Annotated in this window: 20 protein-coding genes; 16 read left to right on the forward strand and 4 right to left on the reverse strand. The window is 70.2% G+C overall.

Features of this window, described 5'->3' with window-relative positions; all coding sequences use genetic code 11:
• Positions 1–47 precede the first annotated feature (47 nt).
• From EBN03_RS13460 to EBN03_RS13480, 5 genes are all read left to right on the forward strand, one after another.
• Positions 48–1,103, forward strand: coding sequence for a PhoH family protein (locus tag EBN03_RS13460; protein ID WP_233608374.1), 1,056 nt, complete (start codon positions 48–50; stop codon positions 1,101–1,103).
• Positions 1,096–2,415: a serine hydrolase domain-containing protein gene (locus tag EBN03_RS13465; RefSeq protein WP_233608354.1), complete on the forward strand. Its 1,320-nt coding sequence runs from the start codon at positions 1,096–1,098 to the stop codon at positions 2,413–2,415. Before EBN03_RS13460 ends, EBN03_RS13465 begins: the two co-directional genes overlap by 8 nt.
• A gap of 98 nt (positions 2,416–2,513) precedes the next feature.
• A complete protein-coding gene (locus EBN03_RS13470) occupies positions 2,514–3,221 on the forward strand; it encodes an aquaporin (RefSeq protein ID WP_122188304.1) in 708 nt (235 codons plus the stop codon).
• A gap of 249 nt (positions 3,222–3,470) precedes the next feature.
• Positions 3,471–7,385, forward strand: a complete 3,915-nt coding sequence (locus tag EBN03_RS13475; RefSeq protein WP_122188305.1) for a Pls/PosA family non-ribosomal peptide synthetase — start codon at positions 3,471–3,473, stop codon at positions 7,383–7,385.
• Positions 7,316–8,740 carry a M1 family metallopeptidase gene (locus EBN03_RS13480; protein WP_407671140.1) on the forward strand — a complete coding sequence of 475 codons (1,425 nt, stop codon included), beginning with the start codon at positions 7,316–7,318 and terminating at the stop codon, positions 8,738–8,740. The genes EBN03_RS13475 and EBN03_RS13480 overlap by 70 nt, the downstream gene beginning before the upstream one ends.
• 8 nt (positions 8,741–8,748) lie before the next feature.
• Here the strand turns inward: EBN03_RS13480 and EBN03_RS13485 are convergent, their stop codons facing one another.
• On the reverse strand, positions 8,749–9,972 hold the full coding sequence (locus EBN03_RS13485) for a sensor domain-containing protein (RefSeq protein WP_158675613.1): 1,224 nt from the start codon (positions 9,970–9,972) through the stop codon (positions 8,749–8,751).
• A 276-nt stretch (positions 9,973–10,248) separates the two neighbouring features.
• On the opposite strand from EBN03_RS13485, the gene EBN03_RS13490 reads away from it, so the two are divergent.
• The 7 genes from EBN03_RS13490 to EBN03_RS13520 all read left to right on the forward strand — a co-directional run bounded on the left by EBN03_RS13490 (position 10,249) and on the right by EBN03_RS13520 (position 16,052).
• The gene (locus tag EBN03_RS13490) at positions 10,249–11,268 is read left to right on the forward strand and encodes an NADP-dependent oxidoreductase (protein ID WP_122188307.1); all 1,020 of its coding nucleotides are present in this window, start codon (positions 10,249–10,251) and stop codon (positions 11,266–11,268) included.
• Between the two features lie 106 nt (positions 11,269–11,374).
• On the forward strand, positions 11,375–11,932 hold the full coding sequence (gene ybeY, locus EBN03_RS13495) for an rRNA maturation RNase YbeY (RefSeq protein ID WP_122188308.1): 558 nt from the start codon (positions 11,375–11,377) through the stop codon (positions 11,930–11,932).
• Positions 11,933–11,982: 50 nt separating this feature from the next.
• Entirely contained in the window at positions 11,983–13,263 is a 1,281-nt protein-coding gene (locus EBN03_RS13500; RefSeq protein WP_407671146.1) for a hemolysin family protein, read from the forward strand.
• Positions 13,256–13,600 (forward strand): cytidine deaminase, encoded by a 345-nt coding sequence (locus EBN03_RS13505; protein WP_122188310.1) that lies wholly within the window; start codon positions 13,256–13,258, stop codon positions 13,598–13,600. Before EBN03_RS13500 ends, EBN03_RS13505 begins: the two co-directional genes overlap by 8 nt.
• Positions 13,597–14,496, forward strand: coding sequence for a GTPase Era (era, locus tag EBN03_RS13510; RefSeq protein WP_122188311.1), 900 nt, complete (start codon positions 13,597–13,599; stop codon positions 14,494–14,496). The genes EBN03_RS13505 and era overlap by 4 nt, the downstream gene beginning before the upstream one ends.
• A gap of 103 nt (positions 14,497–14,599) precedes the next feature.
• On the forward strand, positions 14,600–15,466 hold the full coding sequence (locus tag EBN03_RS13515; RefSeq protein ID WP_122188312.1) for an alpha/beta fold hydrolase: 867 nt from the start codon (positions 14,600–14,602) through the stop codon (positions 15,464–15,466).
• Entirely contained in the window at positions 15,453–16,052 is a 600-nt protein-coding gene (locus tag EBN03_RS13520; protein ID WP_122188313.1) for a TetR/AcrR family transcriptional regulator, read from the forward strand. The genes EBN03_RS13515 and EBN03_RS13520 overlap by 14 nt, the downstream gene beginning before the upstream one ends.
• A 6-nt stretch (positions 16,053–16,058) precedes the next feature.
• Here the strand turns inward: EBN03_RS13520 and EBN03_RS13525 are convergent, their stop codons facing one another.
• A complete protein-coding gene (locus tag EBN03_RS13525; protein WP_122188314.1) occupies positions 16,059–17,474 on the reverse strand; it encodes an amidase in 1,416 nt (471 codons plus the stop codon).
• Positions 17,475–17,645: 171 nt separating this feature from the next.
• On the opposite strand from EBN03_RS13525, the gene EBN03_RS13530 reads away from it, so the two are divergent.
• Positions 17,646–18,203, forward strand: coding sequence for a hypothetical protein (locus EBN03_RS13530; RefSeq protein ID WP_122188315.1), 558 nt, complete (start codon positions 17,646–17,648; stop codon positions 18,201–18,203).
• Positions 18,204–18,366: 163 nt separating this feature from the next.
• On the opposite strand, the gene EBN03_RS13535 is transcribed toward EBN03_RS13530, so the two are convergent.
• Both EBN03_RS13535 and EBN03_RS13540 read right to left on the reverse strand, forming a co-directional pair.
• A complete protein-coding gene (locus EBN03_RS13535) occupies positions 18,367–19,221 on the reverse strand; it encodes an MBL fold metallo-hydrolase (protein ID WP_122188316.1) in 855 nt (284 codons plus the stop codon).
• Positions 19,221–19,775, reverse strand: a complete 555-nt coding sequence (locus EBN03_RS13540; RefSeq protein WP_122188317.1) for a TetR/AcrR family transcriptional regulator — start codon at positions 19,773–19,775, stop codon at positions 19,221–19,223. Before EBN03_RS13540 ends, EBN03_RS13535 begins: the two co-directional genes overlap by 1 nt.
• A gap of 316 nt (positions 19,776–20,091) precedes the next feature.
• On the opposite strand from EBN03_RS13540, the gene recO reads away from it, so the two are divergent.
• The 3 genes from recO to EBN03_RS13555 all read left to right on the forward strand — a co-directional run bounded on the left by recO (position 20,092) and on the right by EBN03_RS13555 (position 22,331).
• The gene (recO, locus tag EBN03_RS13545) at positions 20,092–20,862 is read left to right on the forward strand and encodes a DNA repair protein RecO (protein ID WP_122188318.1); all 771 of its coding nucleotides are present in this window, start codon (positions 20,092–20,094) and stop codon (positions 20,860–20,862) included.
• Between the two features lie 183 nt (positions 20,863–21,045).
• Entirely contained in the window at positions 21,046–21,846 is an 801-nt protein-coding gene (locus tag EBN03_RS13550) for an isoprenyl transferase (RefSeq protein WP_122188319.1), read from the forward strand.
• A 101-nt stretch (positions 21,847–21,947) separates the two neighbouring features.
• Positions 21,948–22,331, forward strand: a complete 384-nt coding sequence (locus EBN03_RS13555; protein WP_122188420.1) for a YbjN domain-containing protein — start codon at positions 21,948–21,950, stop codon at positions 22,329–22,331.

The following is a 22,331-nucleotide window of genomic DNA, read 5'->3' on the forward strand; positions in this document are numbered from 1 at the left end:
TATTGCGAACCCACGATGAATTCGGCGATCAGACCTCTACGTCAGGGATCGGCAACGGCGCGGGACCGGCCGCGCGGACCGTCCGTTCCAACATCGAACTCGCACCCGAATCCGTGTTCGGCTTTCTCGGTTCGGCGGACGAGAACCTCCGTGAACTCGAGCGCCTGCTCGACGCCGACATCCACGTTCGCGGCAATGCCGTCACCCTGACCGGCCTGGCGGCCGAGGTGGCGCTCGCCGAGCGGGTGGTCGAGCAGCTGGTGGCGCTCACCGCGCGCAACCGCGTGGTCACGGCGGAGGCCGTCCGGCACACCGTGCGCATGCTCACCGAGGGTTCGTCGGATTCGCCGGCCGAGGTGCTGAGCCTGGACATCCTGTCCCGCCGGGGCAAGACCATCCGCCCGAAGACGCTCAACCAGAAGCACTACGTCGACGCCATCGACAAGAACACCATCGTGTTCGGCATCGGCCCGGCCGGTACCGGTAAGACGTACCTGGCCGTGGCCAAGGCCGTGCAGGCGCTGCAGACCAAGCAGGTCAACCGCATCATCCTGACCCGGCCGGCGGTCGAGGCGGGCGAGCGGCTGGGCTTCCTGCCGGGCACGCTGAACGAGAAGATCGACCCGTATCTGCGCCCGCTGTACGACTCGCTGCACGACATGATGGACCCGGAGGCGATCCCGAAGCTCATGGCCTCGGGTGTCATCGAGGTGGCGCCGCTGGCCTACATGCGCGGCCGGTCGCTCAACGACTCGTTCATCATCCTGGACGAGGCGCAGAACACCACGCCCGAGCAGATGAAGATGTTCCTGACCCGGCTCGGCTTCGGCTCGAAGATCGTCGTCACCGGTGACGTCACCCAGGTCGACCTGCCCGGCGGCACTCAGTCGGGGCTGCGGGTGGTCAGCGAGATCCTGTCCGGTGTGGAGGACATCCACTTCGCGCAGCTCACCTCCAGTGACGTGGTGCGGCACCGGCTGGTGGCCGACATCGTCGACGCCTACGGGCGCTACGAGGCGGAGACCCGGCCGGTGGTGCAGGCGCACTACACCGGTAACCGGGCGCAGCGGCGGGCGGCGGATCGCGCCTCCGGGCGTGGCTGAGCCGCGATTCGTGTCCACGTTCGCCCCGGTGTTCTCGGGTCTCGCCATGCTTCCCGATCCAATTCGCCGGGTGCCGATCCCGCGCGATCTCGACTCGGTCGCCTCGATCGGCGCCGAGGTGGATGCCACCGACGTCGGGCTGCCGGCCGACTATCCGCAGCGGATCTGGCGCCGGATGCGCTGGTTGTATCGCAGCGGTGTGCATCCGGCGATCCAGGTGTGCATCCGCCGCCGGGGCGCGGTCGTGTTCGATCGGGCGCTCGGGCACGCGCGCGGGAACGGGCCCGGCGAGGCTCCCGGGACGCCGGTCGTGCCGGTCACGACCGATACCCGGTTCGCCGCGTATTCGGCGTCCAAGGGCGTGATGGCGTTCGTGGTGCATCTGCTGGTCGAGCGTGGCCTGGTCGAGCTGGACGCGCCGGTGGCCCGCTACATTCCCGAATACGGTTGTCTCGGTAAGGAATCCATCACCATCGGCCAGGTGCTGTCGCACCGGGCCGGGGTCGCCTGGCTGCCACGGCATGCTCTGGAACCCGCCGCGGTGGGGGACCGGGACCTGTTGGTACGCAACCTGTGTGCGGTGCGCCCGGCCACCACCCCGGGCAAATATCAGGCCTACCACGCGCTTTCGGGCGGGTTCATCCTCGGCGAGGTCGTGCACCGGGTGACCGGCAAGGATCTGCGCACGGTGCTGATCGAGGAGATCCTGGACCCGCTCGGGTTCACCGCCACGAACTACGGTGCGACCCCGGACGAGATCCCCGCCCTGGCCCGCAACTATCTGACCGGCCTGAACGTGCCACCCATGACGACCATGGTCGAACGGATCATCGGTGTCTCGCTGGCCGACGCGGTGGAGGCCGGTAACGGTCCCGCCCACCTCGGTATCCTGGCGCCGGCCGCGAACCTGGTCACCACCGCGCACGAGCTGTCCCGGTTCTACGAGATCTTCCGGCGCGGTGGCGAACTCGACGGCGTCCGGATCATGCGCCCGGAAACCGTTGCGGCCGCGCTGGTTCCGCAGTCCCGCATCGAACCCGACCTGATGCTCGGGGTGAACGCCGGCTTCGGCTACGGCCACATGCTCGGCGGCCGCCTGGTGAACCTGTTCGGTCCCGACACCCGGCTCGCCTTCGGGCATCACGGCTTCACCAGCATCGCCGCGTGGGCCGATCCCGAGCGCGCGCTCTCGGTGGCGGTCATGACCAGCGGAAAGGTGATCCTGCATCCGGAGCTCAACCGCTTCTTCGGCCTGCTGTGGGGAATCACCGCGGAGACACCGAAGGTGCCGGAGTCCGAGCTGTACTTCTAGATTGCGGTGCGGGTTCCGCCCCGGCGATTCGCTGCGGCCCTCGGGTCCGGACAACTTATACATTCTGGTTATCACTGGATAGACGACCAGGAGGAAGCATGTCCGATTCGCAGACCGATGCTCCGACCAAGTTCCCATCCACGGCCGCACGTCTGGGAGCCGAGACCCTGGGCACGTTCTGGCTGGTCCTCGGCGGCTGCGGCGCGGTCGTGTTCTTCGGTGGCGCCGAGCGGGTGGCGGTCTCGCTCGCCTTCGGTCTGACCGTGCTGACGGGTGCGTATGCCCTGGGCCACATTTCGGGCGCGCACTTCAATCCGGCCGTGACGGTCGGGCTCGCGACGGCCCGCCGGTTCGGCTGGCAGAACGTCCCGGGCTATGTCGCGGCGCAGGTCGTCGGCGCGACGTTGGGCGGCTTGGCGATCCTGATCATCGCCAAGGGGCAGAGCGGCTTCGTCGCCAAGGGGCACATGGCCACCAACGGCTGGGGCGGGGACAACTACTCGCTGTGGGCAGTGATCATCGCCGAGATCCTGCTCACCGCCATGTTCCTGTACGTGATCCTGGGCGTGACCTCGCCGCGCGCCACCCCGGCGACGGCCGGTGTGACCATCGGTCTCGCCCTGACGCTCATCCACTTGGTCTCGATCCCGATCGACGGCACCTCGGTGAACCCGGCCCGCTCGCTCGGTGTCGCCTGGTTCGGTGGCGGGCACGCCCTGGCGCAGGTGTGGGTGTTCCTCGTCGCGCCGCTGGTCGGCGCGATCCTCGCCGGTGTCACACACAAGTTGATCACCGGCGAGGACTGATCCGCCGGTACACGAGTGTCTTCGGGGCACCGCCCGGCGGCCCCTGCGGTCGTGCCGGCGGTGCCCGGGTCGGTACCGGTGACCGCGCGGCGCGAAGGTCATGGTGAACATCACGGCCGTGGGCGGCGGGGGCGCGGTTGTTCGGCGGGTACGGTTAACGGTCGAATCCGCGGGGTTCGCCGGGCGTTAACCCTGCTGTGAAACAACCTCTGACGAAGGGTCGGTGGGCAATCGAGAGGTGGGCCGGACATGTCTCCGCAAGCGCAGGCCGGTGACACGGTGCTCGACGCTCCGATGTGGCGCGCCGAGTTCGCACCGTCCGCCCGCACGTTGCCCGACATTCTGGCGGCGACCACCGCGGCCCATCCGGACGCGCCGGCCGTCGACGACGGCGAGATCGTCCTCTCCTACGCCGAGCTCCGCGACGAGATCGACGCCGGCGTGCGGGCGCTGGCCGCCGCCGGGGTGCGGCCCGGCGACCGGGTGGGTGTCCGCATGCCGTCGGGATCGTGCGCGCTCTATGTGACGATCCTCGCGGTGCTGCACGCGGGCGCCGCCTACGTCCCGGTGGACGCCGACGATCCCGACGAGCGGGCTCGGCTGGTCTTCGGTGAGGCGCGGGTCACCGCGGTGGTCACGGCGGCCGGGATCGAGCCGGTCGAGCGGGCCGAGCCGGCCGCGCCGGACGAGCCGCGCCTGCCCACACCCGCCGACGACGCGTGGATCATCTTCACCTCCGGTTCCACCGGCACCCCGAAGGGTGTCGCGGTGACCCACCGCAACGCGGCCGCATTCGTCGACGCCGAGTCCCGGCTGTTCCTGGCCGACGATCCGATCCGGCCGGGTGACCGGGTGCTGGCCGGGCTGTCGGTCGCCTTCGACGCCTCGTGCGAGGAGATGTGGCTGGCCTGGCGGCACGGCGCCTGCCTGGTGCCCGCGCCGCGTGCCCTGGTCCGCACCGGCGCCGACCTGGGTCCCTGGCTGATCCGGCGCGAGATCACCGTCGTGTCCACCGTGCCGACGCTCGCCGCGACCTGGCCGGTGGAGGCGCTGGAAGCGGTGCGGCTGTTGATCTTCGGCGGTGAGGCGGTGCCGCCGGAACTGGCCGAGCGGCTGGCCGGTGACCGGCAGGTGGGTCGCGAGGTGTGGAACACCTACGGCCCCACCGAGGCCACGGTGGTCGCCTGTGCCGCGCTGCTGGACGGTTCCTTCCCGGTCCGGATCGGCCTGCCGCTGGACGGCTGGGACCTGGTGGTGGTCGACCCGGCCGGAAATCCGGTGGGGGAGGGCGAATCCGGGGAATTGGTGATCGGCGGGGTCGGTCTGGCCCGCTATCTGGACCCGGCCAAGGACGCGGAGAAGTACGCCCCGCTGGAGTCCGTGGGCTGGGAACGCGCTTATCGCAGTGGGGATCTGGTCCGCAACGACGCGGCCGGCCTGGTGTTCCTGGGCCGCGCCGACGATCAGATCAAGATCGGTGGGCGCCGGATCGAACTGGGCGAGATCGACACCGCGCTACAGCACCTGCCCGGGGTGACCGGCGCGGCGGCGGCGATCCGAACCACCAAGGCGGGCAACAAGATTCTGGTCGGCTACCTCACCGGTCCCGAGCCCGGCAGTGATCTGTCGGCGGCCCGGGCCCGCTTGGCGGAGCAGCTGCCCAAGCCGCTGGTGCCACGTCTGGTGGCGGTGGAGCGGCTGCCGACCCGGACCTCCGGGAAGGTGGACCGCGACGCCCTGCCCTGGCCGCTGCCCAAGGCTGTCGACGCCGATCCCGGACTGTCCCCGACCGCGCAATGGGTTGCCGGACTGTGGGATTCGATCCTGGGTGCCGAAGTGACCGACCCCGGTGCCGATTTCTTCGATCTCGGCGGAACATCCTTGGCCGCAGCGCAATTGGTGGCCGCGCTGCGGGAACGGTACCCGCGCATCGCCGTCGCCGACCTCTACGACCAGCCGCGGCTCGGCGCGCTGGCCGACTTCCTCGACCTCAGCACACCCGCCGCGGCGGTCACCGAGCGCGCGGTGCGCCCGGTGGCGCGCCGGGCGCAGCTGGTCCAGATCCTGGCGACCGTGCCGCTGACCACCATGACCGGCCTGCAATGGTTCACCTGGCTGGCCGTCGTCGGCAATATCGCGGCTCGGTCGGGGAGGTTGCCGTGGCTGCCGCACCTGTCGTGGTGGTGGGTGCTGGTCGCGTTCGTGCTGTTCATTTCGCCGCCGGGCCGGATGGCGTTGTGCGTCATCGGCTCCCGGCTGCTGCTCGGCGGCGTGCGGCCCGGGACCTACCCGCGGGGCGGGGCCGTACACCTGCGATTGTGGGCGGCGGTGCGGCTGTCGGAGGCCAGCGGTGCCGAGAACCTGTCCGGCGCACCGTGGATGGTGCCGTTCGCGCGAGCGCTCGGCGCCCGCATCGGCCGCGGCGTCGACCTGCACACACTGCCGCCGGTCACCGGCATGCTCGAGCTCGGCGACGGATGCAGTGTGGAGCCCGAGGTGGACCTGTCCGGGTACTGGATCGACGGCGACCGGGTGCACCTCGGGCCGATCGAGATCGGGCCCGGCGCGGTCGTAGGTGCGCGGTCGATCCTGTTGCCCGGCACCAAGATCGGCCGCAATGCCGAGATCGCGCCCGGTTCGGCGGTCGCGGGCAAGGTGAAGGCCGAGCAGGAATGGGCGGGCTCGCCCGCGGTCAAGGTCGGCAAGGCGCGCCACCGCTGGCCCGACCAGTCGCCGCCGCGCGCCCGGCACTGGATCGCGATCTTCGGGATCAGCTCGATGCTGCTGGCCGCGGTGCCGGTCCTGGGCCTGGCCGCGGGCGGCGCCTGCGTCGCCTGGTGGATCCGCGACACCGCCACCCTCGGCGCCGGGCTCGGCCGCGCGTTCGTGATCCTGCCGGTCGCGTCGCTGGTGAGCCTCGGGGTGTACGCGGCCGTCACCATCGTCGCGGTGCGGGCACTGAGCATCGGGTTGACCACGGGACATCACCCGGTGCGCAGCCGGGTCGGCTGGCAGGCGTGGGCGACCGAACGCCTGCTGGATTCCGCGCGGACCTTCCTGTTCCCCATGTACGCCGGCCTGCTGACGCCGATCTGGCTGCGGCTGCTGGGCGCCAAGGTCGGCAAGCAGGTGGAGGCTTCCACCGTGCTGATGCTGCCCAAGTTCACCACCGTCGCCGACGGCGCGTTCCTGGCTGACAACACCATGATCGCCGGGTACGAGCTCGGCGGCGGCTGGATGCGGATCGGTGAATCCAAGGTCGGTAAGCGAGCCTTCCTCGGTAACTCGGGCATGACCGCGCCGGGCCGCCGGGTCCCGAAGAACGGGCTGGTCGCGGTGCTGTCGGCGGCGCCGTCGAAGGCGAAGGCGGGTTCGTCGTGGCTGGGCAGCCCGCCGGTGCGGTTGCGGCGGGCCGCGGGCGGCGGCGACCTCGAGCGCACCTTCCGCCCGCCGCTGCGGCTGCGAATCGCGCGGGCCGTCGTCGAGACCTGCCGGCTGGTCCCGGTGCTGGTGACCTTCGCGATCGGGCTCGGGGTGCTGTTCGCACTGGCCTGGCTCGCGCGCACACTGGGCCACCTGCCGGCGGCGCTGCTCAGCGGCGTGGTGCTGATGGCCGCCGGGGCGGTCGCGGGCGCGAGTTCGGTTGTGGCGAAATGGATTCTGGTCGGCCGGATCCGGGCCGGGGACCATCCGTTGTGGAGTTCGTTCGTGTGGCGGAACGAGGTCGCCGACACGTTCGTCGAGCATGTGGCCGCGCCCTGGTTCGCGCGTGCGGCCACCGGGACGCCTGTCCTGAACGTCTGGTTGCGGGGACTCGGCGCCACCATCGGCCGCGGGGTATGGTGCGAGTCCTATTGGCTTCCGGAGGCGGACCTGGTGACTCTCGGCGACGGCGCGACCGTGGAGCGTGGCTGCGTGGTGCAGACCCATCTGTTCCACGATCGGATCATGGCCATCGACACGGTGGTGCTGGAAGCGGGTGCCACGCTCGGACCGCACTGTGTCGCACTGCCGGCCGCGGTGGTCGGGGCCGGCGCCACCATCGGTCCCGCCTCGCTGGTGATGCGCGGCGACCGGGTTCCGGGCTCCACGCGATGGTGGGGCAATCCGATCGCGCCCTGGCCGGGCCACGCGGGATCGGGGCAGCCCGGATCGGGGACGTGATGCCGGGCAAGTTCTACGAGGACCCGATCGACGACTACCTGCCGCAGAACGGGAACCGGGGTTACCGGGTGTCGCGGTACGAGCTGGAGCTCGAGTACAAGGTGTCGAGCAACCGGCTCGCCGGGCGCGCCGAGATCGTCGCGGTCACGACGGGGACCCGGGATCGGTTCGCGCTGGACCTGTCTCAGGCGCTGACGGTGTCGAAGGTGTTCGTCAACGGCGCCAAGGCGGCCAAGTACACCCATCAGCGGGGCAAGCTGACGATCACGCCGCGGGACAAGGTGCCGGCGGGCGGGGTGTTGCGAATGGTGGTGCAGTACAACGGAACTCCGACGCCCACCCGGGGAGTGTGGGGTGAGGTCGGCTGGGAGGAGCTCGCCGAGGGCGCGCTGGTGGCCAGCCAGCCCAACGGCGCCGCCTCCTGGTTCCCCTGCGACGACCACCCGAGTTCCAAAGCCAGCTACCGCATTTCGATCACCACCGACAGCCCGTACTACGCGCTGGCCAACGGCACCCTGATGCGCAAGCAGGTGAAGGCCGCGCAGACCACCTGGGTGTACGAGATGCCGGAGCCGATGGCGAGCTACCTGGCCACCGTCCAGATCGGCCACTACGGCAAGCACCGCATCGAGGCGCCCCGCGCGACGCTGCCCATGCAAGCCGTTCTGCCGCAACGACTCCGGGCCGCCTTCGACCACGACTTCGCCCGGCAGCCGCAGATGCTGGCGGTGTTCACCGAGGCGTTCGGCCCGTACCCCTTCGAGGGGTACACCGTCGTGGTCACCGACGACGAACTCGAGATTCCGATCGAGGCCCAAGGCATCTCGGTCTTCGGTGCCAACCACTGCGACGGCAAGCGCGGCCACGAACGCCTGATCGCGCACGAGCTGGCGCACCAGTGGTTCGGCAACAGCGTCACCATCGCGAAGTGGCGCGACATCTGGCTGCACGAGGGCTTCGCCTGCTACGCCGAATGGATCTGGTCGGAAGCCTCCGGCGGCCCCAGCGCCGACCACCTGGCCCGCACCGCCCACCGCATGCTGTCGGTGCTGCCCCAGGACATCGTCATCGGCGACCCGGGGCCGGAGAAGATGTTCGACGACCGCGTCTACAAGCGCGGCGCCCTCACCCTGCACACCCTGCGCCTGCGCCTCGGCGATCCGTCCTTCTTCGACCTGCTGCGCGCCTGGACCACCCGGTTCCGCCACGCGTCGGTGACGACGGACGAATTCACCGATCTGGCCGGGCATTACAGCGAGGCGCCGCTGCGGGACCTGTGGGCGGACTGGTTGTACGGCATGCCGCTGCCGGCGCTGCCCGCGGCGGGAGTCGTTGCCGCAAAGGGTGATTCGTAGCGACCGGATCACTCGGCTCGGTCGGCCAGCAACTGCATCGCCTGCGGTGCGAGCTCCGGTCCGAACAATTCGGTTTTGACCTGCAATACGGTGGCGCCGACGCGGCGCAGTTCCCAGGAGTCCGCCGGCGCCGAGCCCGGATCGTATACGGGTCCGTGCCACTCGAGTCGTGCTGGAGCGTCGGTCGCCACCGTGACGCTCTTCCCGGTTGCGGCGCATTGCTTTACGGCCGCCGCGAGCCGGTCGTAGGCCGCCTGCGCGGACTGCTCGTCCCCGTACACCGCGACCACCTGGTGAAACGCGCTGTGCGGGCTGGCGAAGAACCCGCCGGCCCGGAAGGCCTGCCAGCCGGTGCCGTAGGTCGCCTTCTGGCTCAGTGCGGCGCCGCGGCTGCAGTCGGCTCCCGCGCCGTCCTGCGGCGCGGCGGTGAAGATCATCTGCGGGTCGATCCGGTGTCCGGTCAGGTCCGATACGTCTGAGCCGGTCAGGACAATGGCGTCGGCCTTCGCCGCGACCGCGCGCGGCGGTGCGGACCCGACCTTGCCGACCAGCCGTCGCGCCATTTCCGCGACGTACTTCTCGTCGCGGTCCGGCAGCGCCGCCCGCGCCTCGACCACCGTGCTGCCGACCCGGCGCACCTCCGCGACACAGCCGTTGTTCGCCCGGCCGTACCGATCACGCGGTGGGGCGGCGAAATCGGAGCATTGCCAACGGAATTGATCGGCGGCAGGCACGGTGACCGTCGCCGCGGCGCAGCCGCGCACCGCGGCCTCGATGCGGTCGACCACCGCGGCCGCCGCATCCTGGTCGGGATACACCGCCGCCACTTGCGTGGCCGCGGTGTCCGCGCCCTTCACGCTCGGACCGACCACCAGCAGCCGCTTCCGATACGACGCCGCACCGGTGCCGTACAGCCAACTGTCGTGATCGCGTCCCGCCCCTGTCGCGAACCCGCACGGACGCTGCGGAACGAACTGCGGGTCGCCCCGCCCGGTGTCGGCGAACGCGTCGTCGGGATCGGGCGCATACGTCACCTGGACGGAGGTGTTCCAGGTCAGCCCGGTGATCTGATCCAGCTCAGCGGGCGAGAGTCCGGTCCCGATATCCAGTTGCGCGTCCGTCGGATCACCCGGCGGCGGGACGGGCGACCCGACCGTGTCGCGCCCGCACCCCGCCGAACACAGTGCCACGATCGCCAAAATTGTTGCCGCACACCGCCGATAGCTGTTCACGCGCGCCCTCCCCGTCGTTGCGGACACGGTACGGGCGCCCGCGTTGCCGTTCGCTCAACGAACACTTGGACCCGGTGCGCGCCACGCTCGCCACCGGGGGCGTAGTCCACGGGTAGGTTCCGGGGGCGCGGGTGAACACGACTCGAAGGCGTTTCGCCGTACCGGCCGACCAGCTGGGCCTTCGACGGCGGCATCGGTCCGACGACGGGGGCCCGGACGGTCCTGTGGCAGACTCGGGAGCAGTCGTTCCGCAGGTTCGCCGACCGAGGAGGTTCGATGGTGCAGTCCACTCGTATCGTGCTGGCGTCGCGGCCGGTGGGGATGCCGGAGCCGGTGAACTTCCGGACCGAGACCGTCGAGTTGAAGGATCCGGTACCCGGCCAGGTGCTGCTGGAGACCCTGTACCTCTCGCTGGACCCGTACATGCGCGGGCGGATGAGCGACGCGAAATCATATGCGGCGCCGGTGCCGGTCGGCGGGGTGATGGTCGGCGCCACCGTCGGCCGGGTGCTCGAATCCGCCGATCCGGCGCTGTCGGCCGGGGATATCGTGCTCGGCTACGGCGGCTGGCAGACCCATTCGGTGGAATCGGTGTCCTACCTGCGGCGGCTCGATCCGTCCGTGGTGCCCGTCACCACCGCGCTCGGCGTGCTGGGCATGCCGGGCTTCACCGCGTACGCGGGCATGCGCAATATCGGCAGGCCGCGGCCGGGGGAGACCGTCGTAGTGGCCGCGGCGACCGGGCCGGTGGGCTCGATGGTCGGGCAGCTGGCGAAACTGTCCGGCGCCCGCGCGGTCGGGATCGCCGGTGGCCCGCGCAAGGTGGCCCTGCTGACCGACACCTTCGGCTTCGACGCCGGAATCGACCACCGCGCACCCGATTTCGCCGAACAGCTCGCGGCGGCCACCCCCGACGGGATCGATGTCTACTTCGAGAACGTCGGCGGCGCGGTATTCGACGCGGTGCTACCGCGATTGAACTCGTTCGCCCGAATTCCGGTGTGCGGCTTGATCGCCGGCTACAACCAGACCGAACTGCCGCCCGGCCCGGACCGGCTCGGCCTGCTGATGGGCATGATCCTCAAGCAGAGCCTGACCGTGCGCGGGTTCATCCAGGGCGAGTTCGCGCCGACCCAGACCGGCGAGTTCCTCACCGAGATCCAGCCCATGGTCGCCGACGGCCGCATCACCTATCTGGAGGACATCGTCGATGGCCTCGACCAGGCGGTCCCCGCCTTCCAGGGGTTGCTGACCGGCCGCAACCTCGGCAAGCTGATCGTCCGAGTCGCCGGCTGAATTCCGGCGGCCGGACACCCGGGCGCGGTAAACCGTGCGGTAAACCACGTGCTCAACGTGTCTGACCGGTGCCGGATCGGGGGCGCGACCCGTATAGGATTAGGCAGTGAGTATCGAGATCGCCAACGAGTCGGGTATCGACGTATCCGAGGAAGAGCTGGTCAGCGTCGCGCGCTTCGCCATCGGCAAGATGGACGTGCACCCCGCTGCCGAGCTGTCGATGGTGCTGGTGGATCTCGACACCATGGCCGATCTGCACATGCGGTGGATGGACCTACCCGGCCCCACCGACGTCATGTCCTTCCCGATGGACGAGCTGGAGCCCGGCGGTCGCCCCGACGGCGCCGAACCGGGCCCGTCCATGCTCGGTGACATCGTGCTCTGCCCCGAGTTCGCCGCCGGTCAGGCGGAGAAGGCGGGCCATCCCCTGGCCTACGAGCTGGCGTTGCTGACGGTGCACGGTGTGCTGCACCTGCTCGGCTACGACCACGCCGAGCCGGAGGAGGAGAAGGAGATGTTCGCGCTGCAGAACCAGCTCCTCGCGGCCTGGTACGAGAGCCAGCTCGAGGCCGAGCGCCGCGCCGCCGCCGCCGAACGGGACCGCAGCCTGCTGGGCAAGACCGGTTTCGACCCTTCCGCAGGTGACCCGCTGGGCCTGGCGTGAGTTCTCCGGTCCTGTTCGTCCTGGCGTGCGCGCTGGTTCCGATCGGCGGGATGCTGGCCGCCACCGATGCCGCCCTGATGACGATTTCGCCTGCGCGCGTGGAGGATCTGGTGCGGGCCGACCGGGCCGGTGCCCGCCGGCTGCTGCGGGTGACGGCCGACCGGCCCACCTACATCAATCTGGTCGTGCTGCTGCGGCTGGTCTGCGAGATCTCGGCCACGGTGCTGCTGGCGGCGGCGCTGAACGGGCCGCTCGGCTCGGGCTGGGCGCTGGCGGTGACCGCGGTCGCCATGGTGCTGATCGACTATCTGGTCATCGGTGTCGGGCCGCGCACGCTGGGCCGCCAGCACGCGTATTCGATCGCCCTGCTGGCGGCGTTGCCGCTGCAGGTGATCGGCACGCTGCTCAGCCCGCTGAGCCGGCTGCTGATCCTGATCGGTAATGCCATCACGCCCGGTAAGGGATTTCGCAACGGCCCCTTCGCTTCCGAGATCGAGTTGCGCGAAATCGTCGACATGGCACAGAAATCCGGTGTGGTCGACTCCGAGGAGCGCCGGATGATCCAGTCGGTCTTCGAACTCGGCGACACTCCCGCCCGCGCGGTGATGGTGCCGCGGACCGAGATGGTGTGGATCGAGGACGACAAGACCGCGAATCAGGCCATGTCGCTTGCGGTTCGGTCCGGGCATTCGCGAATTCCGGTGATCGGGGAGAACGTCGACGACATCCTGGGCGTCGTCTACCTGAAAGACCTTGTGCCCTACGCGGATCGGGGTAAGAAGGTGCAGGTGCGCGAGGTGATGCGCCCGGCGGTGTTCGTGCCCGACTCCAAACCACTGGATCACCTGCTGGACGAGATGCAGCGGCACCGCAACCACATGGCGTTGCTGGTCGACGAATACGGCGGCATCGCCGGCCTGGTCACCATCGAGGACGTCCTCGAGGAGATCGTCGGCGAGATCGCCGACGAATACGACACCGACGAGACCGCACCGGTCGAGGATCTGGGGAACGGCAAGTTCCGGGTCTCCGCGCGGCTCGAGGTGGAGGATCTCGGGGAGCTGTTCGGGCTCGACATCGAGGACGAGGACGTCGACACCGTCGGCGGCCTGCTGGCCCACGCCCTGGGCCGGGTGCCGCTGCCGGGGTCGAAGGCGGTCGTGCACGGCCTGCAACTGCGGGGCGAGGGCGGGGCCGATGCGCGCGGCCGGGTCCGGGTGCACACGGTGGTGGTGCGGCGAGCCAAGGACGCGGGCGACAAGACGGAGAACTACACCGGACAGGAACTCGACCCAGAGCTCCTGGAGGACGAGGGAGACAACGATGACTGAACTGGACGCCGAGGACACCAAGCTGGTCGTGCTGGCCCGGGGCGCGATGGGCCGCACCGGTGGCACCAGCGGTGCCGCCGTCCGCGACACCGACGGCCGCACCTACGCCGCCGGCCCGGTCGATCTGCCCTCGCTGCAGCTGACCGCCCTGCAGGCCGCCGTCGCGGCCGCGATCTCCAGTGGCGCAGAGGGATTCGAGGCGGCCGTGGTGGTCGAGGGCTCCTTCCGCGACGCCGGCGTGAGCGCCGTGCGCGAGGTGAGCGCGGGCGCCAAGCTGGTGTTCGCCGACCGCAGCGGCAACGTGTTCGACGCCGTTCGCAGCGAGGCCGCTCGATGACCGAATTCCGTTCGGGATTCGTCTGTTTCGTCGGCCGGCCGAACACCGGCAAGTCGACGCTCACCAATGCCATGGTGGGCCAGAAGATCGCGATCACGTCCTCGCGGCCGCAGACCACCCGCCACACCATCCGCGGCATCGTGCACCGGGAGCACTGCCAGCTGATCCTGGTCGACACCCCCGGTCTGCACCGGCCGCGCACCCTGCTGGGGCAGCGCCTCAACGATCTGGTGCGCGACACCTACTCCGAGGTCGACGTCATCGCGATCTGCATTCCGGCCGACGAGAAGATCGGTCCCGGTGACCGCTGGATCGTCGAGCAGATCCGGCAGATGGCGCCCAAGACGACCCTGATCGGCGTGGTCACCAAGATCGACAAGGTCGGCCGGGACGCCATCGCCCACCAGTTGATGGCGGTCTCCACGCTGCTCGGTCCCGAGGCCGAGGTGGTTCCGGTCTCGGCGGTCGCCGGTGAGCAGGTGGAAGTGCTGGTCGACGTGATCGCGTCGAAGATGCCCGAGGGCCCGGCCTTCTACCCCGACGGAGAGCTGACCGACGAGCCCGAGGAGACGCTCATGGCCGAGCTGATCCGTGAGGCCGCGCTCGAGGGCGTTCGCGACGAGCTGCCGCACTCGCTGGCGGTGGTGATCGAGGAGGTGCTCGAACGCGAGGAGAACGAGGACATGCTCGATGTCCACGCCATCCTCTACGTCGAGCGTCCGAGCCAGAAGGCCATCGTCATCGGTAAGAGCGGTGGGCGGCTGAAAGAGGTCGGCACCAATGCTCGGCACCAGATCGAGCGCATCCTGGGCAACCGGATCTACCTGCACCTGCACGTGAAGGTCGCCAAGGATTGGCAGCGCGACCCGAAGCAGCTGCGCAAGCTCGGGTTCTGACGTCGCGGAATCGCCTGCTCGACGCGGGTGGTTCCACGTCTCCCATAGACATACATTCGGTATGTATGTAAAACTGGGATGACCGCGCCACTCAGGAGGAACCATGGGAACCAGTGCAGAACTCGGTCCTACTCGCGACATCACCCTGCCCGGCGGCCGGATCCGCTACCACGAGACCGGCGACGGGGCCACGGTCGTCTTCGTGCACGGGCTGCTCGTCAATGCCGACGTCTGGCGCAAGGTCGTTCCCGCGATGGCGGCGGCCGGGTACCGCTGCCTCACGCCGGACTGGCCTCTGGGCGCGCACTCGATTCCGGTGCCCGAAGCGGACCTGACGCCCGCCGGTGTGGCCGACCTGGTCGCCGACTTCCTCGCAGAGCTCGACCTCGACGATGTCACCGTGGTCGCCAACGACACCGGCGGTGCCATCACACAGGTATTGCTGACCCGCAGGCCGCAACGGATCGGGCGCGTCGTGCTGGCCTCGGTCGACTGTTACGAGGCCTTCCTGCCGCAACCGTTCACCATGCTGTCCGCCCTGGCCCGAATTCCGGGATCGCTGCGGCCGATGACCGAGGCCCTGCGACTCCGCGCGCTGCACCGGCTGCCGATGGTGCTCGGCTGGGTCGCCAAATACCCTGTGCCGCCTCATATCACCGACTCCTACCTGCTGCCGAGCCGGCGGTCCGCCGCCATCCGCCGGGACCTGCGCCGGTTCCTGCGAGCCGCACGGCGGCGAGTGACCCTGGAGGCCGCGACCCGCTTCGGATCCGTCGACATTCCGGTGCTGGTGGTCTGGGCGCGCGAGGAGAAGCTGTTCCCGATCCGGCTCGCGGAGCGGCTGGTTCGCGACCTGCCGCGGGCGAGTCTCGAGTTCGTCGACGACTCGTACACCTTCCTGCCCGAGGACCAGCCCGAGTTGCTCACCGCGAAGATCTTGGAGTTCACTCGCATGCATGCCACGTCGTAGTCAGGAGGATCGCTCGCGTACCACGCGAGCCGCGCTCGAGCAGGCCGGTCGGCGGCTGTTCGTCGAGCACGGCTTCGCTGGGACCTCGGCCGAGTCGCTGGTGGCCCAGGCCGGCGTCACCCGGGGGGCGCTGCACCACCACTACGGCGACAAGCGCGGCCTGTTCCTGGAGGTGCTCGAACAGATCGAGGCCGAGGTCACCGCCGAGATCGAGGCCGCTGTCGCCACGGTCGGTCCCGACGATGTCCTCGGCGCGATGACGGCGGGGCTGGCCGCCTTCCTGGACATCTGCCGCCGCCCGGAGATGGTGCGCATCGTCCTCGTCGACGCCCCCACCGTCCTGGGCTGGCAGGCGTGGCGCGAACTCGAGGCCCGCCACGGCCTGGGGTTGTTGACCACACAGTTGGAGCGTGCGCGGGCTGCCGGCCTGATCGCCGACGCGCCCGTCCCCGTGCTGGCGCAGTTGCTGCTCAGCGCGATCGCCGAGGCCTCGCTGATCGTCGCGCACGCCGACGACCCGGTGGCCGCGCAGGCGCAGACCCAGCAGTCACTGTTGCAGCTGGTGGCGGGGCTGCTCAGAACCTGATCGGAGCTACTGTTCCCACCACGGGAGCGGGCGCAGCCGCTCCCAGTGCAGTTCGGACTCCAGTTGCGCGGCGAGCGCGACCAGCCGCGGTTCGGTGTTCGCGGCGCCCATCAGCTGGGCGCCCACCGGCAGGCCGGTGTCGGTGAATCCGGCGGGGACGTTGATCGACGGCCAGCCCAGCACGTTCCACGCGAAGGTGTAGGGGCAGGCCGCGGTGATCAGGGCGTCGGTGGCGGCGTGGCTCAGGCCGTCCATGGCGTGCACCCGTTCCGGCGGGCGGGCAGTGGTCGGGGCCAGGATCACGTCGAAATCCTGCAGGAAGGCGCCGATTCGCTTGTGCAGCAACGCTTCCAGGCTGCGGGCCACCGAGAGGACCGGGCCGCCGAGCAGGCTGCCGATCCGGGCATTGGCGCGGGTGCGGGGGTCGACGACGGCACCGGGCATGGCGGCCAGGGCTTTTCGCACACCGGCCAGGGAGCGGGGCAGGAAGCTGGCGCCGGTGGCCAGGCCGTAGGGCACGGGCGTCACTGTGACGGCGTGACCCAGCTCGGTCAGGACGGTGGCGATCGAGCGGACCCGCGCCTCGACCCTCGGGTCCAGTTTCGCCGGCACGGCGGTGAACGGAATGTTCAGGGCCACCGCGATGCGCAGCCTGCCCGGGTCGCGGCCGACATGGTCGGACAGGGTCACCGGCGGGGGAGTGTGCAGGTCGCCGGGGTGCGGTCCGGCCGCCACGTCCAAGAGCAGCGCGGCGTCGGCGACCGTGCGGGCCAGGGTGCCGTTGACGGTCAGGCCGTAGAACGACTCCGGCGGCGGCCAGGTCGAGATGCGTCCGCGCTGCGGCTTGATGCCGACCAGATTGGTCCAGCTCGCCGGGATGCGCACCGAGCCGGCGCCGTCGGAACCGATTGCGGCCGGGACCAATCCGGCGGCGACGGCCGCGGCGGACCCGCCCGAGGAGCCGCCGGGGGTGTGGTCGCGGTGCCAGGGATTGCGGGTGTAGCCGAAGGCGGCGCCGTCGGTGAACGGGTACTGGCCGATCTCGCAGGTATTGGTCTTGCCGACGACGATCGCGCCGGCGGCCCGCAGCCGGCGGACCACCTCGGCATCCTCGCGTGCGGCGGGGAAGTCGCCGCCGCAACCGAAAGCCGTTGGCGCACCGGCGATATCGGTGTCGTCCTTGATCGCGACGGGCACGCCGAGCAGCGGAAGCTCGACCCCGGCCGCGAGTCGGCGATCGGCTTCGGCGGCCTCGTCCAGCGCCTGTGTGCGGCGGACGACCCGGAAGGCGTTCAGGGTGGGTTGCGCGGCCTCGATCCGGTCCAGTGCGGACGCGGTCGCGAGGGCGGAGGTGGTCGTGCCGGATCGGATCGCGCCGGCGAGTTCGGCCAGGCCCAGGTCGCGGGTCGACGCCGTGGTCATTGTGATCTCCCTCTCGCGGTGCTGCTCCTCGACATTAGTTGGTCGCGTGTCCAGATTTGTTGGGTGAAACATCGGCGTTTTCAAATTGTGATGTCACCGTTCGGTGTCTTCGCAGGTCGCGCTTTCTGTTGCGGGTTCACGACGGCGACGGTTCCGCTTACGATGCGTCGGGTGAAGTGGATGTCCCGGGTATTCGCGTCGAACGACATACCGCCGCAATTGCGTTCGGCTCTCACAGCCGAAGGGGTCGTGGTCTCCGCCGCGGCCGGTGGTTCGCTGGCGCGGCGCAATACGCGCGCGCCGCTGCACTACACGTCCTCGGGCTGGGAGCACATCGCGGGCGGCGTCCTGACGCTCACCCAGCGCCGGCTGTTGATCTTCGGCAACCGCCAAGCCCTGATCGACGTGCCGCTCGGCCACCCCGCCGTCGTGCTGCAACAGCAGGACGCCGATCGGTTGCTGGTCGAAGTGGACAACGGCCGGCTCGCCGGCAAACCCGGCTGGACGACCGCCCTGCTGCGCTCGGATCCGAACCAGATCCGCACCGCCGTAGCACTTTTCGCCGAGGCGGCCCGCGCCTGGCCGGTACCGCTGGACGCCGCCCGCCGCCGCGGCCCGAACGCGGTGGGCGGCCGGCCTTTCCCCTCGCAGGGGCCCGCGGGGCAGCACCCCGGGCAGCTGCCGGGGCATCAGCCCGCCGCGCGGACGTCGGGGCCGGTGGCCTACTGAACCTGAGCCCGCGCCGTTCGATGGACCCGGCGGGCCGGTATTCGATGCGCCGGGCGGCCGCGCGGACCGGCCGCGCTGAACCTGGCTCTGGGGCCCGCCGGGTGGTATCCGGAGTGTTTGCCGGGGTGCCGGGCCTGCCGCGCGCATTTCGAGAGCCCGTGCCCTACGAGCCCTGCGGGCCGGGGGCCGGTTCGCGGTCGCGCATGGCTTGCAGTTCGGAGCCGTCGTGGGCGCAGAAGATCGTCACGGCGTCGCTGTGATCGCGCCGAAGCTGTTGCAGGCGTTGGAGATTCGCTCGACGCTCGGCGGGCAGGGCCTGCATGACATTCTCGAAGAAACGGGTCAGCGGGGGTGTGCGGGGGCGGTCGAGGTCGACCTCGCCCGCGTTCATGTACGCGTCGCCGGCGTGCAGCAGCCAGCCGTCACCGGTCTCGATCGCCACGCCGGTGTGGCCGCGGGTGTGACCGGCCAGCGGGATCAGCAGGATAGACGGCGGAAGTCCCTCGAGGTCACGGACCGCGTCGAAACCGAACCAGCTCTCCCCGGTCTCGGAGTAGGTGCGCCAATCCGGGCCGTGCGCGAATTGTGCTGTGACATAACGTTGCTGCGCGACCAGGCCGGAGGCGTTGCGTGCCGCGTCGAGTTCGGTGGCGTGCACGTGCACCCGGGCGTTCGGGAAGTCCACCAGACCGCCCGCATGGTCGAGATCCAGGTGGGTGAGCACGATGTCGCGCACGTCGGACCGGTCGAAACCCAGCGCCTCGATCTGGCGGCCGACGGTCTGCTCGACGTCGCGGACCGGGTTGGTCAGCACCGCGAACTGCGGGCCCAGCCACTGCGCCGGTGTGCGAGCGCCGCGCTCGCCGATGCCGGTCTCCACCAGGATCAGCCCGGTGTCGTGCTCGATCAGCAGGCAGTGGCAGACCAGTTCGGCGCGGCGCAGTAGCCCCGGACCGCCGTCGAGCAGGCCGCCGCCGACCGGGCGCATGGTGCCGCCGTTGAGATGGTGGACGCGCATCAGGGGATCTCCTTGCTCAGGGTTTCGATGAGGTAGGCGCCGACCGAGCGCAGCGGCGCGGCGTCGCGCCAGGTCTTGGCCAGCAGCAGCGCGCCCTCGATCGAGGCCAGCGCCATCGTCGAAAGCTGTTCGGCGCGAGCGGGTTCGACCTCATATGCGGTGAGATAGCCGGTGATGGCCGAACGCCAGGAACCCAGCTGGTCCGCGACGGCTCCGCGCAGCGCGTCGCTGCCGTCCAGCGCGATATTGGCCAGCGGGCAGCCGCGTTCGTAGCCGGATTGCTCGAGCACCTCGACGAGCGCGTCGATCACCGCCGGGAAGCCGCCGGTGTCCAGCAGGGTGGTGAGCATGACCCGCATCTGCTCGCCGGACTGGGACACCGCCTCGGTGGCCAGCTGTTCCTTACCGCCGGGGAAGTGGAAGTAGAACGAGCCTTTCGGTGCGCCACCCGCGCTGACCAGCTGATTGAGCCCGGTTGCGTGGTAGCCCTGGCGCTGGAACAGGTCCGCCGCCGCGTCGAGGAAGCGCTGCCGGGTCTCGGATCGGGGTGCCATGGCAGCAACGGTAGACGAACTATGACGACCGGTCTAGTAATTGACTGCAACTCTTGCTGCGCCGACCATCTGCCTCCGCCGCGGACCTCCGCTTCCGGCTGCCGGATTCGGCACTGGCGTTGGCTGCTCGCCGCCGCGACGGGCACCGCTGGCTTGCTCACCGCCGCCGTGACCAGCTCCGATGCGTGCCATCCGCCGTTGCGACCGGCCTGAGTGCTCAATCATCGGCTCGACCGGGCAGAAATTGCGTGTTCGAGCGCGACATTGTGCGCTGAGGCCGGTGCTTGTCGTCGGAGGGACGTGAAAGGATGGCCTCGTGCTTCTGTACCGGGACCAGGCGATCGTGCTGCGCCAGCACAAGCTGGGCGAGGCCGATCGCATCGTCACGCTGCTGACCAGGCAGCACGGGCTGGTCCGGGCGGTCGCCAAGGGGGTCCGGCGCACCCGCTCGAAGTTCGGGGCGCGGCTCGAGCCCTTCGCCTACATCGACGTCCAGCTGCATCCCGGCCGCAACCTCGACATCGTCACCCAGGTCGACACGGTCGAGGCGTTCGCCGCCGACATCGTCGCCGACTATCCGCGCTACACCATCGCCTGCGCCGTGCTGGAGACCGCCGAACGCCTCGCCGGTGAGGAGCGCGCCCCTGCGCCCCGGCTGCACACGCTCACCGCCGGCGCGTTACGCGCGATCGCCCAGGGCCGCCGCCCGCCGCAGCTGATCCTCGACGCATTCCTGTTGCGCGCCATGGCATTCGCCGGTTGGGCTCCCGCGCTCACCGACTGTGCCCGCTGCGCCACCCCCGGCCCGCACCGCGCCTTCCACGTCGCCGCCGGCGGCGCTGTCTGCGTCCACTGCCGCCCGCCGGGTTCGGCCACCCCGTCCCCGGGCGTCCTGGACCTGATGGCGGCCCTGCAAGCCGGCGACTGGACCGGCATCCACGCTGTTCCCGAGCCGATCCGCCGCCAGGCCAGCGGCCTCACCGCCGCCCACCTGCAGTGGCACTTGGAACGCCAGCTCCGCACCCTGCCCCTGATCGAACGGTCGAGCCCGCACGGCTCGACCCAGCTCCCCGCCGAGATCGGTTAGCTCACCCCCGGGTCGCGGCCGCCCCGAAATCGGCGGCAGCCCGCAGGAGTCCGGGCGCGTTCCGCGACGACGCGCTTCGAGCGCGCGACCGGCGGGCCTGGTCGACACGCCCCGGCCGTCGACCGCAGTTCCGGCAGCCGGTGCGTCGAGGTCGGCGCGGCGCGTTCGACTGCGTGCGGCAGGATGGTAGCCGTGATCGGTAATCGTGCTCAGTCCGCCGCCCGCGCTGTTCGGCCGCCGTCGCCGCATCCCTCGGGTGCCACGCCGCCCGCGATCCCGGCCGAGTTCGTGCCCAAGCACGTGGCGCTGGTGATGGACGGGAACGGGCGCTGGGCGCAGGAGCGCGGGCTGCCGCGGACCGCCGGGCACGAGCGCGGTGAAGCCGTGCTGATGGACGCCGTCGAGGGGTGTATCGAGATCGGGGTCAAGTGGCTGTCGGCGTACGCGTTCTCCACGGAGAACTGGCGGCGCAGCCCGGACGAGGTCAAGTTCCTCATGGGCTTCAACCGGGACGTGATCCGCCGGCGTCGCGACGAGATGCACGAGATGGGTGTGCGGGTGCGCTGGGCCGGACGGCGACCGCGCCTGTGGCGCAGCGTGATCAAGGAACTCGAGGTCGCGCAGGAACTCACGCAGGACAACACCGTGATGACGCTGACCATGTGCGTCAACTACGGCGGCCGGGCCGAGATCGCCGACGCCGCACGGGAAATCGCGCGTCTGGCGGCGGCCGGCAAACTCGACCCGGAGAAGATCACCGAGTCCACCTTCGCCCAGTTCCTCGACGAGCCGGATATGCCGGACGTGGACCTGTTCCTGCGCCCGTCCGGCGAGCTGCGCAGTTCGAACTTCCTGATCTGGCAGTCCGCATACGCTGAATTCGTCTATCAGGCAACGCTTTTCCCGGACTTCGACCGGCGCGACCTGTGGGCCGCCTGCCTCGAGTACGCCAAGCGTGACCGCCGCTTCGGCGGCGTGAAATGAGCGACGCCGTGCCCACGGATCCCGAGTCCGAGACCGCCGTGAGCGAAAGCGGTTCCGCGCCGGCGGAAGACAGCGCCGCGGACGAGGCCCGCGCCGGCGCGGTGCTGCAGGCCCGCGTGGCCGACTGCCTGGCCCGCTACGGCATCCCGGTCCGGACCGAGGACGAGGCGCTGGGCTTCGAATACGACGGCACGCTGTGCTCGCTGCGTGCGGTGACCCTGGTCCCGGGCCTGGACGTCCTCACCTTCACCGGGGTGCTGGCCTGGGACCGTCCCCTGAAACCACAGCTGCACAAGAAGGTCGCCGACCGCAACGCCGGACTGCAGTTCGGCACGATCACCGTCATCGCTCGCGCCAAGCAGCTGGCCGACATCGTGCTGCGCTACACCTTCCCGGCCGGTGGTCTCGACGACGAGGCACTCACCACGATGCTGCTGCTGGTGCTCTCCGGCGCCGGTCAAGCCCGCAAGGGCCTGATCCCGTAG

Origin of the sequence: Nocardia stercoris (assembly GCF_003696265.1) — a bacterium.
Taxonomy (GTDB): domain Bacteria; phylum Actinomycetota; class Actinomycetes; order Mycobacteriales; family Mycobacteriaceae; genus Nocardia; species Nocardia stercoris.

What these genes read in the sequence shown, in the direction of transcription:
- EBN03_RS13470 (WP_122188304.1), top strand. Translation starts at nt 2,514, where the DNA reads ATGTCCGATTCGCAGACCGATGCTCCGACCAAGTTCCCATCCACGGCC.
- EBN03_RS13475 (WP_122188305.1), top strand. Translation starts at nt 3,471, where the DNA reads ATGTCTCCGCAAGCGCAGGCCGGTGACACGGTGCTCGACGCTCCGATG.
- EBN03_RS13480 (WP_407671140.1), top strand. Translation starts at nt 7,316, where the DNA reads ATGGTGGGGCAATCCGATCGCGCCCTGGCCGGGCCACGCGGGATCGGG.
- EBN03_RS13490 (WP_122188307.1), top strand. Translation starts at nt 10,249, where the DNA reads ATGGTGCAGTCCACTCGTATCGTGCTGGCGTCGCGGCCGGTGGGGATG.
- EBN03_RS13500 (WP_407671146.1), top strand. Translation starts at nt 11,983, where the DNA reads ATGCTGGCCGCCACCGATGCCGCCCTGATGACGATTTCGCCTGCGCGC.
- EBN03_RS13505 (WP_122188310.1), top strand. Translation starts at nt 13,256, where the DNA reads ATGACTGAACTGGACGCCGAGGACACCAAGCTGGTCGTGCTGGCCCGG.
- era (WP_122188311.1), top strand. Translation starts at nt 13,597, where the DNA reads ATGACCGAATTCCGTTCGGGATTCGTCTGTTTCGTCGGCCGGCCGAAC.
- EBN03_RS13515 (WP_122188312.1), top strand. Translation starts at nt 14,600, where the DNA reads ATGGGAACCAGTGCAGAACTCGGTCCTACTCGCGACATCACCCTGCCC.
- EBN03_RS13520 (WP_122188313.1), top strand. Translation starts at nt 15,453, where the DNA reads ATGCCACGTCGTAGTCAGGAGGATCGCTCGCGTACCACGCGAGCCGCG.
- EBN03_RS13525 (WP_122188314.1), bottom strand. Translation starts at nt 17,474, where the DNA reads ATGACCACGGCGTCGACCCGCGACCTGGGCCTGGCCGAACTCGCCGGC.
- EBN03_RS13535 (WP_122188316.1), bottom strand. Translation starts at nt 19,221, where the DNA reads ATGCGCGTCCACCATCTCAACGGCGGCACCATGCGCCCGGTCGGCGGC.
- EBN03_RS13540 (WP_122188317.1), bottom strand. Translation starts at nt 19,775, where the DNA reads ATGGCACCCCGATCCGAGACCCGGCAGCGCTTCCTCGACGCGGCGGCG.
- EBN03_RS13550 (WP_122188319.1), top strand. Translation starts at nt 21,046, where the DNA reads ATGGTAGCCGTGATCGGTAATCGTGCTCAGTCCGCCGCCCGCGCTGTT.